This window comes from Salinivirga sp., from assembly GCF_055145285.1.
Genome location: NZ_JBSRDC010000059.1, coordinates 26,258 through 44,497, shown reverse-complemented (window position 1 = coordinate 44,497; position 18,240 = coordinate 26,258). Strand labels below are relative to the sequence as shown.

Below are 18,240 nucleotides of genomic sequence, written 5' to 3'. Positions count from 1 at the left end.
TAACTTCTGTATAATTGGAATATTTCCAATAAATTTGCATGTTAATATAAATAATCAAATTAGATCATATTGATGAATTTTAAGAGCCTTTTGCGTTACATAAAAAATGATGTGTATGAGTTGACTGAAATACTGGGAGATTTAAAGCCTGGTAAAACTTTGACCGAAATGGATATAAAGCTTATTCATTCACGAATAAGATCGATCTCTGAGGAGTTTGATATGCTGGAGAATGGGCTTACAGATACGCTCCCAAAAGCAAAAGAAGGGCAAACCGAAAAGATTAAAGAAACGTCAGTTAGTGAGCCTCAAGTCAGCTCAAAAAAAACGGAACCAACTACTAAAAAAACGCAGCCTACTGAACCTGCAGAGCAGCAAGAACCAACCAGTGAAAATCTGGATATTGAAGCTGCACCCGAAGAAAAACCGGAAGAACCTGATCAAAACACTGACCCTGTACCTGAAGAAGAGCCCACAGATTTAAATGAAGAAATAGAAAAAAAAATACAGGATGAAATAGAGTATGCAGATACAGCTACTGAATCAGATGAGCCCAAAAAAACCATTGCAGATAAATATACGGGTGTGAAAAACTCAATAAACGAAAAAATTGCAATGCACTTTGACCAGAAGGACCTTGCCTCTAAGTTGCAACAGCACCCCATTGAAGATTTAACCAAAGCCATTAAGCTCAACGATAAAATATGGTTTATCAATGATCTTTTCGAGGGTAACGCTGATTTATACCGGGATACCATTAGTAAATTAAATACAATGGATGACCTGGAAAGTGCATTGATATTTCTTGAAAACAATTTTGATTTTAATCAGGATAAAGAAAGTTTTAAATCATTCATAGAATTCATTTATCGCAGATACCTTAAATAGCCTATGTTAAACATTGTTCCCACACCTATTGGCAACCTGGAAGATATGACTTTTCGCGCAATAAACGTGCTTAAAGCTGCTGAGGTGATTCTGGCAGAAGATACCCGAAAAACAAAAAACCTTCTTGAACACTACGAAATAACTTATGACGAGTTAATTGCATATCATAAATTTAATGAACACAAGCAGCTTCAGAAATTTGTGGAGCTTGCACAGGCAAAAAATGTTGCTTTAGTTACCGATGCAGGGACTCCGGGCATTAGCGATCCCGGCTTTTTACTTATCAGGGAATGCCTGAAAGAAGGTATCCAGGTACTTACGCTACCCGGTGCAACCGCCTTTGTGCCTGCACTCGTAAACTCCGGACTGCCATGCGACAAATTCTATTTTGAAGGATTTCTGCCGCACAAAAAAGGTCGTCAAAAAAGACTTAATTACCTGAAAGAGTTGGATCAAACCATTGTATTGTATGAATCTCCCTATCGTATAGTAAAAACACTGGAACAATTATCGGAATTTTTTGGACAGGGTCGGAAAGCTTCTGTTAGCAGGGAAATATCGAAAATATATGAAGAAACAAAAAGAGGAAATTTAATCGAATTAATTGAACACTTTAAAAACAAACCCCCTAAAGGTGAGTTTGTTATAATTATTGAAGGTGCAAATACGTAATTTACTCATAACATTAATTTTTCTTATTGCCGCATATCTTTTGCCGGGCCAACCTCCTCGCGTTATTAATTTCGATAATATTGAAGCGCTTCCGCAGGTCAAGATCAATGACATTGCACAAGATTATAAGGGTTTTGTTTGGTTAGCCACTTCAAAAGGACTGTATCAATTCGACGGCCAAAAACACAAGCTTTACGGACGAAGCACTACACTCGAATACTCCAATATTGCAGCCCTTTATGTAAGTAAGCTCGATAGTAGTTTGTGGGTAACAGCAACAAATGGAAGAGCGTGGCAAATAAAAAACACAAAAATCAAATGCTTAAATAAAGGACAATATTCGGAAACATCCAACGGAACACCTATTCAAAGCAGCTTCAAGGAGACAGATACGACGCTGAGCTTTTATACTTACGGATTGGAAGAATATACCTTTTCTAATGATTCTTTAGTTACAAAAGACACCGTTAATTATCTTTCCATTGCTTTTGATCTTGTTAAAAACTTAAAATCACAATGGCAGCAAAAAGTTGCCTTGTTCCTGCAACTCAATCTGGTTGATTTATACAATGATAAACGGTTTAAGAAAGGCAATATCATGCTTTTCAGTAATGGCAACCAGGCCACAATAAGTTTTGGTAACTTAACCATTACAGCAAATAGTGAAGAAATTAAATACAGCTTCAGTCCCAACATCATACTTGAAATGATACAAGTAGAAGGTACTGTACTGAAAAGTATTTCTGGAATTGGGCTCATTATTCAAAGACCTGAACATAAACCAGATACAATATTAAACAACCATACAATTACGAAACTTTTTGCAGACAGGAAAAATGGAATCTGGGCAGGCAGCGACAATGGAGACCTCTTCTACATTCAAAACATAGAATCGGATCACTACCAGTATCCTTTTTCAGACATTGCCACATACAAAAGTAAAGTTGTGTTATCTGAAAAAAACGGGGCACTCTACGCCTTAGAAGATAGTAAAATAAAGCAAATTGGGAAGATACCTTTCCCGGTTAATCGGCTTCATTTTATAGATTCCAACAAATTATTAGTGCTGGGAGAAAGAAAAATCCATTTGCTTTTAATGGAAAATAATAAACTTAAATTATTGCAGAAAGCGAGTCTTAAGCATGATCATATTAATAAATATACAGTTCTCGAAAATCAAATATTTACCATCGGAACTAACGGTCTGAATGTTTATAGCATTGACTCTGCCAGGTGGAAGAAAAAATGCTTACCCAAAAAGCATTTTACAAACATTTCGAACCACCGTGGAAATATCATTATAACCAATGACAATGGCATTTGGGAATTAAACAATGGGGGCAAATGCCATAAAATAAGCAATCAGCGAGTGGTTTCCCTGGGACAGAGTAATAAAACTTTGTTTTTAAGGGATACGCAAAATAAATTATCAATAATAAATGAAAAAGACGAAAAAAGTATTTATAAAATAAGACCGAAGGCGATAAATTCAATAGAAAAACATGACAGCATTATTCTAATTAGCAATTCAGAAGGGGCCTTGCTTTGTTCCATCCCAAATGAAAAAACATGGTTAAACTGCGATTTAATAAATGAAACTGCAGGATTAAACATCAAAAAAACGATTATTTATAATAATAAGCTTTATGCATTACATAAAAATGGACTGTTGGTTGTACCCTTCGATAAAATTAAGAGACAACAGCAGTACAGGCTTCAACTAAATTCCCCGTATTTAACCAAGCACAAACAGCGCGAATTCTTTTTTGATGTTGACAAAAATACTGAAAACCTTAATATTGAGATAAATAAACTTAATTTCACAAATAGCACAGAGCCGAAACTATATTACAAACTACACAACGATACAACAATATATGCTCTATCAGAAAATTACCTGGCAATAAGTAAATTGAGTGGTGGGATATCGCACCTGCAGTTATCATTCGATCCCACATTTAAAGAAAGCGAACAAATTTACCATGTGATCATAAAAAAAGAAAAGCAACTACACCAAACCTTAGCTTTTCAAATTGGATCACTTATAGTGTTTTTTGGGCTAATACTGTTGTTTTTGCGACATAGAATAAAAACTATAAACAAAAAAAATACACTTGAAGCTGCACAAATAGCTCAGATGCAAACTGTGCTTCAACAGCAGATGAATCCGCATTTTATATTCAATTCCCTTACCTCAATAAATCATTTTATTTTGCAAAATAAAGCCATGGACTCCAGTCGTTATCTGACGAAATTTTCTGTTTTGATCAGAAACATTCTGGATAATTCAAAAGAAGCATTAATTCCCCTGGCAGAAGAGCTTGAAACGTTAGAAGTATATCTCGATCTTGAATTATTAAGATTTAAAGACAGATTTACTTATTCGATTAACCTGGCACCCGACATTGATAAAAACCGCTTGATGTTACCTCCCTTTATTTTGCAACCCTTTGTTGAGAGTGCACTGAGAGAAGGTATAATAAATAAGCCGGGGAAGGGCAATATACTGCTAAATATTAGGTATGTCAAAAGCTCTATTCAATGTACCATAATAGACGATGGTATTGGCAGACCAGATGTTTTTGAACAACATACACAAAAAGGAAAAATAAATGTTAAAAATGGAACACATATTGCTGAACAGCGTATAGATCTTTATAATAAGTTAAAAAGTCGCAAAATAACCGTCCAGAAGGAGGACATGATTAATCACGAAGGAAATGCAATCGGAACCAAAGTTATATTGAGTTTCCCGATAAACTATAAATAAATTATGCTAAAAGCTGTTATTGTAGACGACGAAATAGCTGCAATTGATTCCCTTGAAATATTGCTAAACAACTGCAAACAAGATATTATTGTTGCAGGGAAAGCATCAAATATTGACGATGCCCACCGCACAATATCCAATATCAATCCAGATGTAGTATTTCTTGATATTGAAATGCCCAATGGATCAGGTTTTGATTTATTAGACCGAATTGACAATATAAATTTTGACATTATTTTCATAACTGCATTTAATCAATATGCAATAAAAGCTTTTAAATACGCTGCAGTAGACTATATTCTTAAACCGGTAGATATCAACACGCTCTCAAACGCAATTGAGCGCATTGATAGCTCAAAAGCCCAGAACAATCCGGACAAACTTAGCATATTGCAGGAAAGTATCGAAAATGAAAAACCTCAAAGAATAGCATTAAGTACCCTGGACTCTATTGAAATTGTGTACACCGATGATATAATTCAGTTCGAAGCCGAAGGAAATTACACCAAGGTATACACACTAAATAATAAACCTATAGTTGTTTCGCGTTCAATTAAAGAATATGAAGAACTGTTGACCACACCAAGTTTTTTCCGTTGTCACAAATCTCACCTCATTAACTTTAAACATATAAAAAAGGTATACAAAAACCAGAATTACATAGAAATGGTAGACAACAACCTGGCTTACATCTCCAGAAGAAAGATAAATGAATTCTTTGAAGCAATAAATGTATTCCTCGCACAATAAATCCGAACCAGTGGTGCAAGCACAAAACCTACCTGCACCATTGTTATAAAAGGTAAAATATACCGAATATTAAAAAAGTAAAACCGTTTATACATCTAACAAAACCGATAATACATCCGCTCAAAATAGTCATAGGTTTTTACATATATTTGAACCAGACAAATTCATTATGGTAATCTATCCTTATACCATATTATTGTCTGGTTTTTAGTTGGTTTATTTCAAATTCCGGGGCATTTGCTGGTTACAAATGCCCCTCTTTCTTTTAAATTTGCACGTAATTTGCATTCCACGCACTACAAATTTGAAAAAACGCGCTATGAATCGATCATACCAGCACCTGTTTTTTGACCTTGACAGAACCATTTGGGACTTTGAAACTAATGCTAAAGAGGCTATTGCAGACATCCACACACATTTCAACCTCAAAAGCCGTGATATTACACTGGAAAACTTCCACATTACATATAAAAAAATAAATGAGCAGCTTTGGGAGAAATACCGGAATGGCCTTATTACAAAAGAAAAACTTACCACCGAGCGCTTTTACAAAACTTTCAAGACACTTGGTTTCGATAGCCAACAGCAAGGGAAAGCTGCAGGTCAACTATACCTGGAACTAAGTGCTCAAAAAACACATTTATTTCCACATACGCATGAAACCCTCAGCTATTTGAATAAAAAATACGAGTTACACATCATAACTAATGGTTTTAAAGAGGTGCAAACCGGAAAGCTGAGAAATTGCAATATAGGTCAATATTTTAATCACCTTATAACCTCAGAAGATGTCGGTTTTCAAAAGCCAGATGTTAGAATATTTGAATATGCGCTACAAACAGCAGATACAAATTCTGAAAAGAGTTTAATGATTGGAGATGATGAAAAAACTGATATTCTGGGCGCCAGTAAAGCAGGCATGAATTATATTTGGTTTAACCCCGGCAGACGCGATTCACTTTTCAATTCAAGGCCAGCAATTTACTCCCTAAAAGAACTAACTGAAATACTTTAAACTAACTACGCCAAAATACAGGTGTCAATATTGCCAAAACTGTAAAAAGTTCCAGGCGGCCTAAAAGCATTAAAAAAGCAAGAAACCATTTACCCGCATCAGGAATAAAGGCAAAGTTTTCTGTGGGCCCTACACCACCAATACCCGGCCCGATATTTCCAAGTGAGGCTGCAACCGCCCCCATAGCTGTTTTAAAATCGAGTCCAATGGAAGACATTATGCCCACACCTAACACAAAAATGACAAAATAAAAAACAATGAATGCTAGCACATTCATAACTACCTTTTCCGACATAACTTTTCTATTGAGCCTTACAGGTAAGACGGCTTTGGGATGCAATAGGCGTTTGACCTCGTAGTAACTGTTTTTAATCACCACTACAATTCTTACTATTTTTATTCCACCTCCTGTTGACCCGGCAGAGCCACCAAAAAACATTAATGCAAATATCACAAACAACAAGAACTGCCCCCATACAGCATAATCAGCCGTTGCAAAACCGGTTGTAGTTACGATAGAGACAACCTGAAACAAGGCATCACGGAAAGATTTTTCGAGTGTCAACGAATCCATAATGTAATAAAGGCCTAACGTAACCAATATGGTAAAGGCAAGTACAAATCCCAAGTAATATCTAAACTCTTCGTTTTTCCAGACTTTGCTCAACTTACCATGTAATGCAAAATATGATAAAGTAAAGTTTGTACCGGCAATAAACATGAATATGGCTATCACATAATGGATGTAGGGAGAGTTAAAATAGGCTATACTGGCCTGTTTTGTAGAATAACCACCTGTTGCCATTGTGGTAAAACTATGATTAAGTGCGTCGAACCAACCCATTCCACCACCCAGCAATAATAAAAACTCGGCAAGCGTAAAAAGTGAATAAATTACCCATAGGCGTTTAGCAGTTTCCTTTACTTTGGGGTGTAACTTATCTGGTGTAAGTCCGGGCACTTCAGCACTAAACAACTGCATCCCGCCTATTCCTAAAAAAGGCAAAATGGAAAGGCTAAGCACAATAATCCCCATACCACCTAGCCATTGTGTGAGACTTCTCCAAAACAACAATCCGTGAGGCATGGATTCAATATCATTCAAAATTGAAGCTCCTGTTGTGGTAAACCCGGATATGGTTTCAAAAAATGCATCGGTAAAAGAAAGTATTTCGCCGCTAATTATAAACGGTAATGAACCAAACAGTGAGAAAACAACCCAAACAAGGCTAACAATTAGAAATCCTTCACGTTTACCAAGTTCTTTATTGGCTTTTCTATTGTAATAGAATGAAAAACCTCCAACTAAAAAAGCAATCCCGCCCGAAATAAAAAATGCCGGGGCGTCGGTACCCTCAAACCCAATTGAAACAAGCCCTGAAACAAATAGAAAAAAAGCTTCGATTAGAAGCAAAATGCCGAGAATGAATAAAATGATCTTACGATTAAGCATGAACTAGTTAAAAAAGCGTTCTATCCGATGAATAATTGATGGCAGTGCAAACACAACAACACGGTCATTGGCCATGATATGGGTATTACCGCGTGCGATAAAACCTTTTTTGTCGCGAATTACGCCGCCAATAATTGCTTCTTTTGGAAAATTCACCTCCTTTAAACTTGCCTTGGTAATTTTGGCACCCGGGCGCACTACAAATTCAAGCACCTCAGCATCTGAGCCCGTAAGGCATACAAATGAGGGGACATCAGCGTTTACTGTAAAACGCATAATGTAACTTGCCGATATTAGCTTTTTATTAATCATGGCATCGATGCCCAGGTTTTCAGCCAAATTAATATAATCTGTATTTTCTGCCGCCGCAATTGTTTTCTGAACACCAAGCCGTTTAGCCTGTATGCAAGTCAGAATATTGGTTTCCGAATCTCCAGTGACAGCCACAAACACATCCATCTTATCGACCCCTTCTTCGCGTAACAGATCTATATTACGACCATCACCATTAATTATCATGGCGCGAGGCAGTTCATCGGCCAGCTGAAAGCATTTCTCCTTGTCAAACTCAATAAGTTTAACATTACTCGACTCTTGCAATGTAATGGCTGTTCTCCGACCTATACGGCTACCACCCAAAATCATAATGTTATGCGTATCAAGTTTCTTCTGACCCGAATACTTCATCATTTTAGAGACGCCTTTCTGATTGGTAATTACATACACAATATCATTAGGCAAAAAAACATCATTACCACGTGGTATAATTGTTTGGCCGTCTCTCGAAATTGCAACTGCACGATAAATAAGTTCATTATCAATCGTCGCAGCCTCTTGTAAAGTTTTATTTATTACTGGCGCATTTTCATCGAGCTTCAACACAAAAAGCGACAACGAACCACCTGAAAAATTAAAGACCTCTGATGTTCCCGTCTGACTCAAAAGATTTACAATCTCTCTGGCAGCAAGCATCTGCGGATATACTAGCGAATCAATTCCAAGTGCTATAAACTGAGCTTTATTTATTGGAAGCAGGTATTCACGATTATCGATGCGTGCAATGGTACGTTTCGCACCTAATTTTTTACTCAAAATACATGCAGTAATATTCACCTCTAACTCATGTGTAACTGCCACAAAAAGGTCGGCATTCTTCACGCCTGCCTCCTTTAACTTCTCAAAAGATGTCGCAGAACCCTGCACTGTAAGCACATCGAAATGTGTACTAACATCCTCCAGTCTATCCTCCTGGGTATCTAATACCACAATCTGATGGTGTTCTGTTGCCAACATTTTGGCCAGATACATCCCTACTTCACCAACACCTGCAATTATTATCTTCATCGTATTCAATTAATTAGGCAATCAAAAATTTAATAGCCACAACAGGGCAATATTAAACAATTCATTTCAATTAGAAAACAATAATGCCATTGAATTTAATGCTTTATATCAACAATGAAAAGCCCTTCACCATTTTGCGACAAACGCTCCGTCACTTTTAACATTATGAAAATCAATATTAGAATCTTTGAGTTGCTCCTGCCACTTTTCTACCTTAAATTGTGAAACAGAAGCATCAGCTATTACTTTAACGGCCTCGATTTTTTCAAGCAATGGCAATAATTTGAATGGACTGCCAGAAGATAAGACCAACCATTTACATTTAATTTTCTCATGCTCCGGATAGAGGTCGGCATCGAAAAAAATGGCTCTATTTGGCATTTTACCCCATACAACATAAGGCGAACCATTGACTAATTCAGCATTTCGGGTTTCACTATGATTAAGTCCAAATTTTACTTTAAGCGGATCGGTGAACCAGGTTATGTTTTCAATACTATCAGGATTATAAAGTTGGTAGTTTTGCCCGCTAATTTGCATGGTTAATGGCTCTCCAAAAGTATTAAACACTATAAAAGAATGATTATTTATTCGTATGAAATTTTGCCAAAAAACTGTTATTACAAATAAAAACAATACGATAAAAACTTTCTTAAGATTCATATAATTGGTTCTAATGCCCCAATATGTACTAACAGCTACTAACAAATAAAGTAATACTAGCTGTATATCAGATATGTACACAGAGCTTAATGTAGACCAGCCTAAATCTTTTATCCAGCCCGTAAAAGCATTCATTAATGAAGCAAAAAAATCTACCACCTGCCCTATTTTTAAAGCGATAAAAGGGAATGGCATAAAGACCAGTAGCAATACGAACAAATACATTAATAAGGTAGCCAATGGAACCATTAATAAATTCGACAATAAAAATAGCAGTGGAAATTGATGAAAATAATATAAGCTAAGCGGTGTGGTTATGATTTGGGCAGCAATAGAAACTGCCATAAGTTGCCAAATTTTGTCGAGCGGTTTCCAGGGAATGTAAATCCACCGGTAAACAATTGGGTAAAACCCTACAATTCCAATAACGGCAAGAAAAGACATTTGAAAACCTACACTGGCAATTAATATAGGATTATTAAAAAGTAGAATAAATGCAGCAAGCGCAATGGAATTATAAATTGCATAGCGCCTACCCAGCAAGTCTCCGATTACAAATACTGTAAACATTGTAGCAGCTCGTGAAACAGAGGGAGACATACCTGTAAACATTGCATAACCCCACAGCACAGATACTGAAATTATAAACCGAAGTATTTTGCCCCATTGGGTTTTTGAAAGTGGTTTTAATAAATGCGAAATCACAAGATAAATAATACCGACATGTAAACCACTAACAGCCAACACATGCATTAATCCTGCTGCCACATAGCCTTGCCGCAAATCATGTTCGAGCATAGATTTATCGCCGAGGGTAAGTGCCGAAAAAACTGCCAGTTGTTTGTCGCTTATGCCAGACTTACGATAATAATTAAAGATTTGCCGGCGAAGCTTTTTTAGATATATTGATAGATTAAATTCCGGGGTTTTATTGAGCCTGACCCAGTTCTCATCATTCACATAAAACTGATAAAAAAAACCTTTTGATGCAGCCCAGCTACTGAAATCAAACTCTCCAGGATTTCCCTGATTGGCAATTAAATCTGGTTTAGCTTTCAATAAAAGGTAATCGCCTAAATCGAGGCTCATTGAATCCTCCCTGGAAAGGTAAACAAATGCATTGCCCCTCATCTTTTGTTTTCCTGAATCCGTAATTTGCCAGCCCAAATCCAGTTCTAATTTGAGACTATTTTTTGTACTGTCGGGGTAATCAGAAATTTGAGCTGAAAAAACCACCTCATCTTTATATTGTTGCGGCTCAACATATGTATCTGCAGTGCGGCTAACTCCAAATAAAAAGAATATCGAGATTATAAGCAGATCCTGTAGCCAGATAAATCTGTTTATTGCAAACAATAATGTAAACCCCCAGATGCCCGTCAGAACGTAAATGATAGAAGTAGTAACCTCATCAAAGGATGAGTTAAAGCAAAATCCCAGCAATATGCCTGCAAGGAAAGGTATAAGCAACCGCAGAAACGGATTATTGCGAATAATATCCTGCATTCAATCAACTTGTTTGCACCAAAAATAAATGAATGCATTGTAAGTAACAAAAAAAGGCCGTCCAAAATTTAATGGACGGCCACTTTATAAACTATATAAGGTTTTAGCTTTTATTAGGCTTTGGAAGTAATGCTTTGCGCGAAAGCTTTAACTTACCATTGTCGTCAATATTTAACAGTTTTACTTCGATTTCCTGACCAACTTCGAGTACATCCTCTACTTTACGAATGCGATTCCAGTCGATTTCAGAAATATGAAGCAACCCATCTTTATTCGGCGTAATCTCTACAAAAGCACCATAGGTTTGAATAGATTTCACTTTTCCTTTGTAAGTAGCACCAACTTCAAGAATACCGATGGCCTCTTTTATGCTTTCAATAGCATTATTGATGGCCTCAAGATCGGAAGCAACCACTTCAACGTACCCGCTATCGTCGCGCTCTTCGATAACTATGGTGGTATTAGTTTGCTTTTGTATTTCCTGAACAATTTTTCCTCCGGGGCCAATTAATGCACCAATAGATTCGGTTGGGATAACCATTTGCTCAATATGCGGTGCATGTGGTTTAAGTGCTTTGCGCGGCTCTTCAATAGTTTCTGCCATACGATCAAGTATATGCAGACGACCTGCTTTGGCCTGTTCAAGCGCTTTTTTAAGCACGTCAAATGATAGTCCGTCGACTTTAATATCCATTTGAGTGGCCAAAATACCATCACGCGTACCTGCAACTTTAAAGTCCATGTCGCCAAGATGATCCTCATCACCCAGAATATCGCTAAGCACAGCCCAACGGTCATCTGAATCTGTAATTAGTCCCATGGCAATACCTGACACAGGCTTACGAATCTGAATTCCAGCATCCATAAGTGCCAAAGTTCCAGCGCATACGGTAGCCATCGATGACGAACCATTTGACTCTAGAATGTCAGATACTACGCGAACAGCATACGGAAAATTGTCATTGGGCAACATACGTTTCAATGCTCTGTGAGCAAGGTTTCCGTGACCTACTTCACGACGACTAACACCTCTTGCCGGACGTGCGTCACCTGTTGAATATGGTGGAAAGTTGTAATGCAACAAGAATTTATCTTTTCCCTGACGCATCACCTCATCAATTATTTTATCGTCGAGTTTGGTTCCCAGCGTAACTGTGGTTAAAGACTGAGTTTCACCCCTTGTAAAGATGGCTGATCCGTGAGCTGTTGGTAAATAATCTACCTCACTCCAAATGGGTCGAATTTCATCTGTTTTGCGGCCATCGAGGCGAATTTTCTCATCAAGAATGAGATTACGTACAGCTTTTTTCTCTACATCGTGAAAGTATCGGCCTATAAGTGATTCATTAACTTCATCTTCTTCTGTAAACTGCTCAAGAAATTCATCTTTCACTGCAGCAAAAGCTTCCGAACGCTCCTGCTTATCGGCCATTGCCTTTTGTGCAACAGCATACACTTTATCATAAGTTTCTTCCCAGACTTTTTTCTCAAGGTCTTCGTCGTTTTCCTCGTGCGAATAGGTGCGTTTTTCAGTTGTACCTAATTCTTCAGCCAATTCAATTTGCACCTGGCATTGCTTCTTAATTTCTTCGTGAGCAAAACCAATTGCTTCAATCATCTCTTCTTCACTAACCTCATCCATTTCGCCTTCAACCATCAGGATATTGTCTATGGTTGCGCCTACAAGGAGGTCAATATCGGCATTTTCAACCTCTTCGGAAGTAGGATTAACCTTAAGCTGCCCATCAATGCGGGCTACGCGGCACTCTGAAATAGGGCCGTGAAAGGGTACATCTGAAACGGCTAATGCTGCTGATGCTGCCAATCCGGCCAATGCATCTGGCATTACTCCTGCTTCAGCACTGATCAACTCAATTGTTACAAAAGTATCAGCATGATAATCATCAGGAAACAATGGTCTCAGCGCCCGGTCTACGAGACGGGCAATAAGTATTTCATTATCTCCCGGACGTCCCTCGCGACGTAAAAACCCGCCTGGGAAACGACCTGCTGCTGCAAATTTTTCTTTGTATTCTACTGAGAGTGGCATAAAATCCACGTCTTCTTTGGCCTCTTGAGCTGAAACAACTGTTGCGAGCAACATAGTATCACCTAAGCGCAAAACAACTGAGCCATCAGCTTGCTTGGCCAACTTCCCTGTTTCGAGCGTAATTTCTCTGCCGTCTGCCAGGGGAATTGTTTTTTGAATAATGTTCATATAAAAATTGTTAATTTGGTAATTATATACAAAAAAAGGCAATTTCCATTGCCTTTTTTATTACTTGCGAATCTTGAGTTCTTTAATTAAGGAACGATATTTCTCAATATCTTTCTTCTTAAGGTAATCAAGCAAACTACGACGCTTCCCTACCATAGCAAGTAGCGCACGCTGCGTACCAAAATCCTTACGGTTTGTTTTCAAATGTTGCGTAAGATGACTAATACGTTCTGTAAAAAGCGCAATTTGGGCTTCTGTAGCGCCAGAGTCGTTCTCATCCTTACCGAACTTTTTGAAAAGCTCTCTTTTCTTTTCTACTGTCAAATTCATATCGCTCTTAACCTTATTTAATTTCATATTTTACAGACCGCAAAGATAGAATAATTTTTACAAAATCAACCAAAAACTACATAAAAATCCAAAATTGTGCTTTTGAGTATTGGTTTGATACTTATAAAAGTAAGCGCCCATAAGAGCTTCATACTTTATGCGCTATTATTTTGGCATAAGTATTGTCTTTTATTCCTAATTAAATTATATTTTTGCCCGACACATTAGCTTTATATAAATTTTTCAACACAAAAACGTTACAACATGAAATTTTTTATTGACACTGCAAATCTTGATCAAATTCGCGAAGCCCAGGACCTTGGTGTGCTGGACGGTGTAACAACAAATCCTTCTTTAATGGCCAAAGAGGGCATCAAAGGCGAAGACAATATCAAGAACCATTATAAAACCATTTGCGACATTGTTGATGGCGACGTTAGCGCTGAAGTAATTGCTACTGATTTTGACGGCATTGTTAAAGAAGGAGAAGCTTTAGCTGCACTTCATGAGCAAATCGTAGTTAAGGTTCCGATGATCAAAGATGGAATAAAAGCCATTAAATATTTCGCCGACAAAGGAATACGCACAAACTGCACATTGGTATTTTCACCCGGCCAGGCATTACTTGCTGCAAAAGCTGGTGCAACCTACGTATCACCTTTCATTGGCCGTCTTGACGATATTTCTACCGATGGAGTAGAGCTAATCAGGCAAATAGCCGACATGTACAACTATTATGGATTTGAAACTGAAGTGCTGGCAGCATCTATCAGGCACACCATGCACATTATACAATGTGTTGAAGCCGGTGCTGATGTCGCTACATGTCCGCTGAATGCAATTCTTGGCCTGTTAAAACACCCATTGACAGATGCCGGGTTAGAAAAATTCCTTGCTGATTACAAAAAACTTAACGGATAGCTTTAGCACATGTCAGACTATATTAAACTCTACCAGGAGGCAACTGATCAGGGCCTTGTAAGAAATGTGGCCGAAATACTTGAAGAAGGGGCAATAGTAATATTGCCTACTGACTCAGTGTATAGTCTGGCATGTGATATTCAAAATGAGCGTGCATTAGAGAAAATGGCCCGGCTTAAGGGGCTGAAGCTAAAAGAAGCTGAATTCTCAATTATATGCGAAAACCTTAGTCAACTTTCAGATTATTGTAAACCTATCAATAATCAAATTTTTAAATTATTGAAAAAGAATCTCCCGGGACCCTTCACCTTCATACTCGAAGCCAACAATAATATCCCGAAAATCTTCAAGAAAAACAAAAAGACAGTAGGGATACGGATTCCCGATAATAATATTACCCGACAAATAGTAGGTGAACTCGGGAGGGCTGTAATTGTTACATCTGTAAAAGACGATGATGAGATACTCGAATATACAACCGATCCGGAATTAATTTATGAGCAATACGAAAAACAGGTCGATATGGTTGTTGATGGCGGACTGGGTCATATAAAACCCTCAACTGTAGTTGATTGCTCATCAGGCGGTGTAGAAATAATTCGTGAAGGAATTGGAGAACTCAAACTATAACTTCTTAGGCCACTAATCCAATATAACCATAATAGCTCCGAATACCATTATTGAGATCGCTATAGTCTTAAACATTAACCGCTCCTCTTTAAAGATATACCCACCAATAAGTGCTGCAAAAAAAACTGACGTGCGCTTTACCGAAAGGGCCAAAGCCACAGCACCTGTTTTTACAGCCCATATGTGTGCATAACGATATAAAATGGTTACAACTGCCACTAACAGAACCAATCGCCACACTTTTTTTAAATCGAAATGTAATGCTTGCCTTAATACTTTACCTATAGCGGCAAAAACCGTAAAAAATAGAGCCATAAAAAAATGCTGTAGAGGCAGAAAAACCTCAGGACTTAACTTATAAGAACTAAGCAACCATTTATCGAGCAGTGATGTCAATGTAAAAACCGCCAGCGCTCCAACAATATACCAGTATCCTTTTTTAATAAATGTAATACGCAACGGCTTAAGCAAATTGCTAAAACCACCAGTTTGCAACATATAGGTGCCGGCTAATAGCAAAATCATACCAAATATTTCGGCTCCGGTTAATATATCGCCCAAAAATATCCAGGCAAACACAGCCACCAATCCCGGTGTCAGCACCAAAAGTGGCAGGGCACTGCTCAATTCAAGACGTTTAATACCAGACATAACCAGCAAGAAGGATATACTCCCTAATAAAGATTTTAACGCCACATACAAATATGTGATCAACGTAACGGCAGACAAGTCAATAAAGAACAAAAAAGGCAAAGAAAAAACGGCATTAAATAAAGCAAGTAAAAATGAGAACGACAGTGCTCCTGTTTCAAAAAGCACCCGCTTTTCAAAAATAGCCGCTATTGCAGATAACAAAGCTGAACCTAAAGCAAAATAAAACCACATAAGCTCAAAATGTGCATGCAAAGTTATTTTTTTTGTTGTATAAGAACTAAAAAAAAAGAGGAATGGTGACTAACCATTCCTCGCAGCATCCCAATAACTATTCAACACCTATATTTTTTTTGGATGCTATATTCAAACAATGAAACATACAAAAAGTTTCATTTGTTCCGTAATATCTCTGATTAGTATCAAAAAAATCGTTTTTTTTTAAATCAATACCACATTTTAATTTCACAGATCATGCTCTGTGAACTCCCTATTGCAAGAGCATCAGGTTTAAAATGTCATAATAATCATAGCCTTAGCCAAAATATTAAAAGAATTACCTTTTCCAAGGCTAAAATATTATATTTGTTTGAAACAAAACAAAACCAAACTTACCATGGGAAAAACAATAATTGAAAAAATACTGGCTTCGCATTCTGCCAAATATGATGTAAAACCCGGAGACATTGTAGATATTGAAATTGATGTAAGAGCTGCAAGAGACTTTGGTGGTGCCAATGTTGTAAAAAACATCAGAGACAACAACCTTACGATTGTAGATCCGGATAAAACCTTCTTTACTTTTGATACCAATCCGACCGGATCGGACCAGAAATATGCCGTTAACCAGCAAATTTGCAGACAATTTGCCCGCGAATATGGCATAAAAGTTTATGATATCGATAATGGGATCGGAACCCATACCATGATTCACGAAGGTTTGGTATATTCAGGACGTACAGCCATTACTACCGATTCTCATGCCAACATACTGGGTGCTGTAGGAGCCTTCGGTCAGGGCATGGGCGATAAAGATATAGCTGCAGCCTGGGCAAATGGTATGATTTGGTTTAAAACTCCAAAATCAATTAAACTTATTTTTAAAGGCAAACGCCCTGAAAAGGTAACTGCTAAAGATATTGTCCTTAATCTGCTCGAAAAATTTGGGGCCAACACCCTACTTGGATATTCGGTGGAATTTTATGGCGAAGCTATTGATGAGCTAACCCTCGATGAGCGCATTACAATAGCCTCAATGGGAACCGAAATGGGTGCAATCACACTTATGTTTCCGCCTTCAGAGCAAATCCTAAAATATAGTGAAGAGCGTGCAGGACATAAGATAGAACCCATTTTTGCAGACAAAGATGCCGAATATGATCAGGAAATCAGCCTGGATATCAGTAAATTCACACCAAAAGTATCACTGCCCGGGGCACCACATGATACGCAAAATATCGACAAATTAGACAAAATAAAAATAGACTCTGCTTTTCTTGGCAGTTGCACTAACGGACGTATCGAAGACCTGAGAACTGCTGCAGCTATCCTCAAAGGACGACAGGTTGCACCGGGTGTTGTATTTAAAATCGTGCCTTCGACAAATGAAGTTTGGGAACAGGCCTTAGAAGACGGCCTGTTACAAATCTTTAAAAATGCAGGAGCATTATTCTCAAATGCCGGGTGTGCAGGCTGTGCTGCCGGACAGGTAGGGCAAAATGGCCCCGGAGAAATTACTATTAGCACTGGTAACAGAAACTTCCCGGGAAAACAGGGTAAAGGAGAAGTTTACCTGGCCTCGCCGCCTGTAGTAGCCGCATCAGCAGTGGCTGGTTACATTACCACACCTGAAAATATACCAGACGAACCCTTACTTTTCGACACCAATTACGCACCAGCACCAAAACGCAAAACAGAAAAAGACAAGGCCATAAATGAGAAAAAAACTGTGGTTGAAGGCCGGGTCTGGTTTATTGAAAGAGACAATATCGATACTGACATGATTTTCCATAACCGGTATTTATCTATTACAGATCCCGAGGAAATGGGTCAATACGCCTTCGACAACCTTGAAGGTTACGAAAAATTTGCCTCACAATCTGAACCAGGTGATATTGTGGTTACAGGTAAAAACTTTGGTAGCGGTAGTTCGCGACAGCAAGCTGTAGACTGCTTTAAAGTACTTGGTATACAAGCCATAATTGCAGAATCATTTGGTGCTATTTATGAACGAAACGCAATTAATGCTGCAATGCCCATTCTTGCTTATGATGATATTTCAAAACTGGACCTTTCAACCGGTGACAGGGTGAAAGTAAACTTCGAAACAGGGCTGATGGAGAACCTTACAAAAAATAAACAAACCCAGATTAAACCCTTTAGCGAAGTACAAATGGAAATATACCAAAGAGGTGGATTGTTTTAATGAA

14 protein-coding genes are annotated in these 18,240 nt (G+C 37.9%); 8 read left to right on the top strand and 6 right to left on the bottom strand.

Features of this window, described 5'->3' with window-relative positions; translation table 11 throughout:
- The first annotated feature begins 72 nt into the window (after positions 1-72).
- The 5 genes from ACTB0Y_RS11345 (at position 73) to ACTB0Y_RS11325 (ending at position 6,095) form a co-directional block, all read left to right on the top strand.
- The gene (locus ACTB0Y_RS11345) at positions 73-888 is read left to right on the top strand and encodes a hypothetical protein (protein ID WP_463206936.1); all 816 of its coding nucleotides are present in this window, start codon (positions 73-75) and stop codon (positions 886-888) included.
- A 3-nt stretch (positions 889-891) separates the two neighbouring features.
- Positions 892-1,560 (top strand): 16S rRNA (cytidine(1402)-2'-O)-methyltransferase, encoded by a 669-nt coding sequence (gene rsmI, locus ACTB0Y_RS11340; RefSeq protein ID WP_463206935.1) that lies wholly within the window; start codon positions 892-894, stop codon positions 1,558-1,560.
- On the top strand, positions 1,547-4,330 hold the full coding sequence (locus tag ACTB0Y_RS11335; protein ID WP_463206934.1) for a sensor histidine kinase: 2,784 nt from the start codon (positions 1,547-1,549) through the stop codon (positions 4,328-4,330). Before rsmI ends, ACTB0Y_RS11335 begins: the two co-directional genes overlap by 14 nt.
- Positions 4,331-4,333: 3 nt before the next feature.
- Positions 4,334-5,080 (top strand): LytR/AlgR family response regulator transcription factor, encoded by a 747-nt coding sequence (locus ACTB0Y_RS11330; RefSeq protein ID WP_463206933.1) that lies wholly within the window; start codon positions 4,334-4,336, stop codon positions 5,078-5,080.
- A 319-nt stretch (positions 5,081-5,399) separates the two neighbouring features.
- Positions 5,400-6,095, top strand: a complete 696-nt coding sequence (locus ACTB0Y_RS11325) for a YjjG family noncanonical pyrimidine nucleotidase (RefSeq protein ID WP_463206932.1) — start codon at positions 5,400-5,402, stop codon at positions 6,093-6,095.
- Between the two features lies 1 nt (position 6,096).
- Here ACTB0Y_RS11325 and ACTB0Y_RS11320 read toward each other — a convergent pair whose 3' ends face one another.
- From ACTB0Y_RS11320 to rpsO, 5 genes are all read right to left on the bottom strand, one after another.
- The gene (locus ACTB0Y_RS11320; RefSeq protein ID WP_463206931.1) at positions 6,097-7,548 is read right to left on the bottom strand and encodes a TrkH family potassium uptake protein; all 1,452 of its coding nucleotides are present in this window, start codon (positions 7,546-7,548) and stop codon (positions 6,097-6,099) included.
- 3 nt (positions 7,549-7,551) lie between these two features.
- Entirely contained in the window at positions 7,552-8,892 is a 1,341-nt protein-coding gene (gene trkA / locus ACTB0Y_RS11315; RefSeq protein ID WP_463206930.1) for a Trk system potassium transporter TrkA, read from the bottom strand.
- A 126-nt stretch (positions 8,893-9,018) separates the two neighbouring features.
- Complete coding sequence (locus ACTB0Y_RS11310; RefSeq protein ID WP_463206929.1) at positions 9,019-11,061, bottom strand: ComEC/Rec2 family competence protein; 2,043 nt, start codon at positions 11,059-11,061, stop codon at positions 9,019-9,021.
- A 103-nt stretch (positions 11,062-11,164) separates the two neighbouring features.
- Entirely contained in the window at positions 11,165-13,279 is a 2,115-nt protein-coding gene (pnp, locus tag ACTB0Y_RS11305) for a polyribonucleotide nucleotidyltransferase (RefSeq protein ID WP_463206928.1), read from the bottom strand.
- 60 nt (positions 13,280-13,339) lie between these two features.
- Positions 13,340-13,609 (bottom strand): 30S ribosomal protein S15, encoded by a 270-nt coding sequence (gene rpsO / locus ACTB0Y_RS11300; RefSeq protein ID WP_057954892.1) that lies wholly within the window; start codon positions 13,607-13,609, stop codon positions 13,340-13,342.
- 264 nt (positions 13,610-13,873) lie between these two features.
- Here rpsO and fsa point away from each other — a divergent pair, with 264 nt between their 5' ends.
- Together fsa and ACTB0Y_RS11290 are read left to right on the top strand one after the other, a co-directional pair.
- Positions 13,874-14,530 (top strand): fructose-6-phosphate aldolase, encoded by a 657-nt coding sequence (gene fsa, locus ACTB0Y_RS11295; protein WP_324066918.1) that lies wholly within the window; start codon positions 13,874-13,876, stop codon positions 14,528-14,530.
- Positions 14,531-14,539: 9 nt separating this feature from the next.
- A complete protein-coding gene (locus ACTB0Y_RS11290) occupies positions 14,540-15,160 on the top strand; it encodes an L-threonylcarbamoyladenylate synthase (protein ID WP_057953639.1) in 621 nt (206 codons plus the stop codon).
- A gap of 12 nt (positions 15,161-15,172) precedes the next feature.
- Here ACTB0Y_RS11290 and ACTB0Y_RS11285 read toward each other — a convergent pair whose 3' ends face one another.
- Complete coding sequence (locus ACTB0Y_RS11285; protein WP_463206927.1) at positions 15,173-16,066, bottom strand: EamA family transporter; 894 nt, start codon at positions 16,064-16,066, stop codon at positions 15,173-15,175.
- Between the two features lie 361 nt (positions 16,067-16,427).
- Here ACTB0Y_RS11285 and ACTB0Y_RS11280 point away from each other — a divergent pair, with 361 nt between their 5' ends.
- Positions 16,428-18,236, top strand: a complete 1,809-nt coding sequence (locus tag ACTB0Y_RS11280) for an aconitase/3-isopropylmalate dehydratase large subunit family protein (RefSeq protein WP_463206926.1) — start codon at positions 16,428-16,430, stop codon at positions 18,234-18,236.
- The last annotated feature ends 4 nt before the right edge of the window (positions 18,237-18,240 follow it).

Bases quoted from the DNA above. Each gene is read 5' to 3' on its own strand.
- ACTB0Y_RS11320 (WP_463206931.1), bottom strand. From the start codon at position 7,548: ATGCTTAATCGTAAGATCATTTTATTCATTCTCGGCATTTTGCTTCTA.
- ACTB0Y_RS11325 (WP_463206932.1), top strand. From the start codon at position 5,400: ATGAATCGATCATACCAGCACCTGTTTTTTGACCTTGACAGAACCATT.
- ACTB0Y_RS11330 (WP_463206933.1), top strand. From the start codon at position 4,334: ATGCTAAAAGCTGTTATTGTAGACGACGAAATAGCTGCAATTGATTCC.
- ACTB0Y_RS11290 (WP_057953639.1), top strand. From the start codon at position 14,540: ATGTCAGACTATATTAAACTCTACCAGGAGGCAACTGATCAGGGCCTT.
- ACTB0Y_RS11310 (WP_463206929.1), bottom strand. From the start codon at position 11,061: ATGCAGGATATTATTCGCAATAATCCGTTTCTGCGGTTGCTTATACCT.
- ACTB0Y_RS11280 (WP_463206926.1), top strand. From the start codon at position 16,428: ATGGGAAAAACAATAATTGAAAAAATACTGGCTTCGCATTCTGCCAAA.
- rsmI (WP_463206935.1), top strand. From the start codon at position 892: ATGTTAAACATTGTTCCCACACCTATTGGCAACCTGGAAGATATGACT.
- rpsO (WP_057954892.1), bottom strand. From the start codon at position 13,609: ATGAATTTGACAGTAGAAAAGAAAAGAGAGCTTTTCAAAAAGTTCGGT.
- pnp (WP_463206928.1), bottom strand. From the start codon at position 13,279: ATGAACATTATTCAAAAAACAATTCCCCTGGCAGACGGCAGAGAAATT.
- ACTB0Y_RS11345 (WP_463206936.1), top strand. From the start codon at position 73: ATGAATTTTAAGAGCCTTTTGCGTTACATAAAAAATGATGTGTATGAG.
- fsa (WP_324066918.1), top strand. From the start codon at position 13,874: ATGAAATTTTTTATTGACACTGCAAATCTTGATCAAATTCGCGAAGCC.
- trkA (WP_463206930.1), bottom strand. From the start codon at position 8,892: ATGAAGATAATAATTGCAGGTGTTGGTGAAGTAGGGATGTATCTGGCC.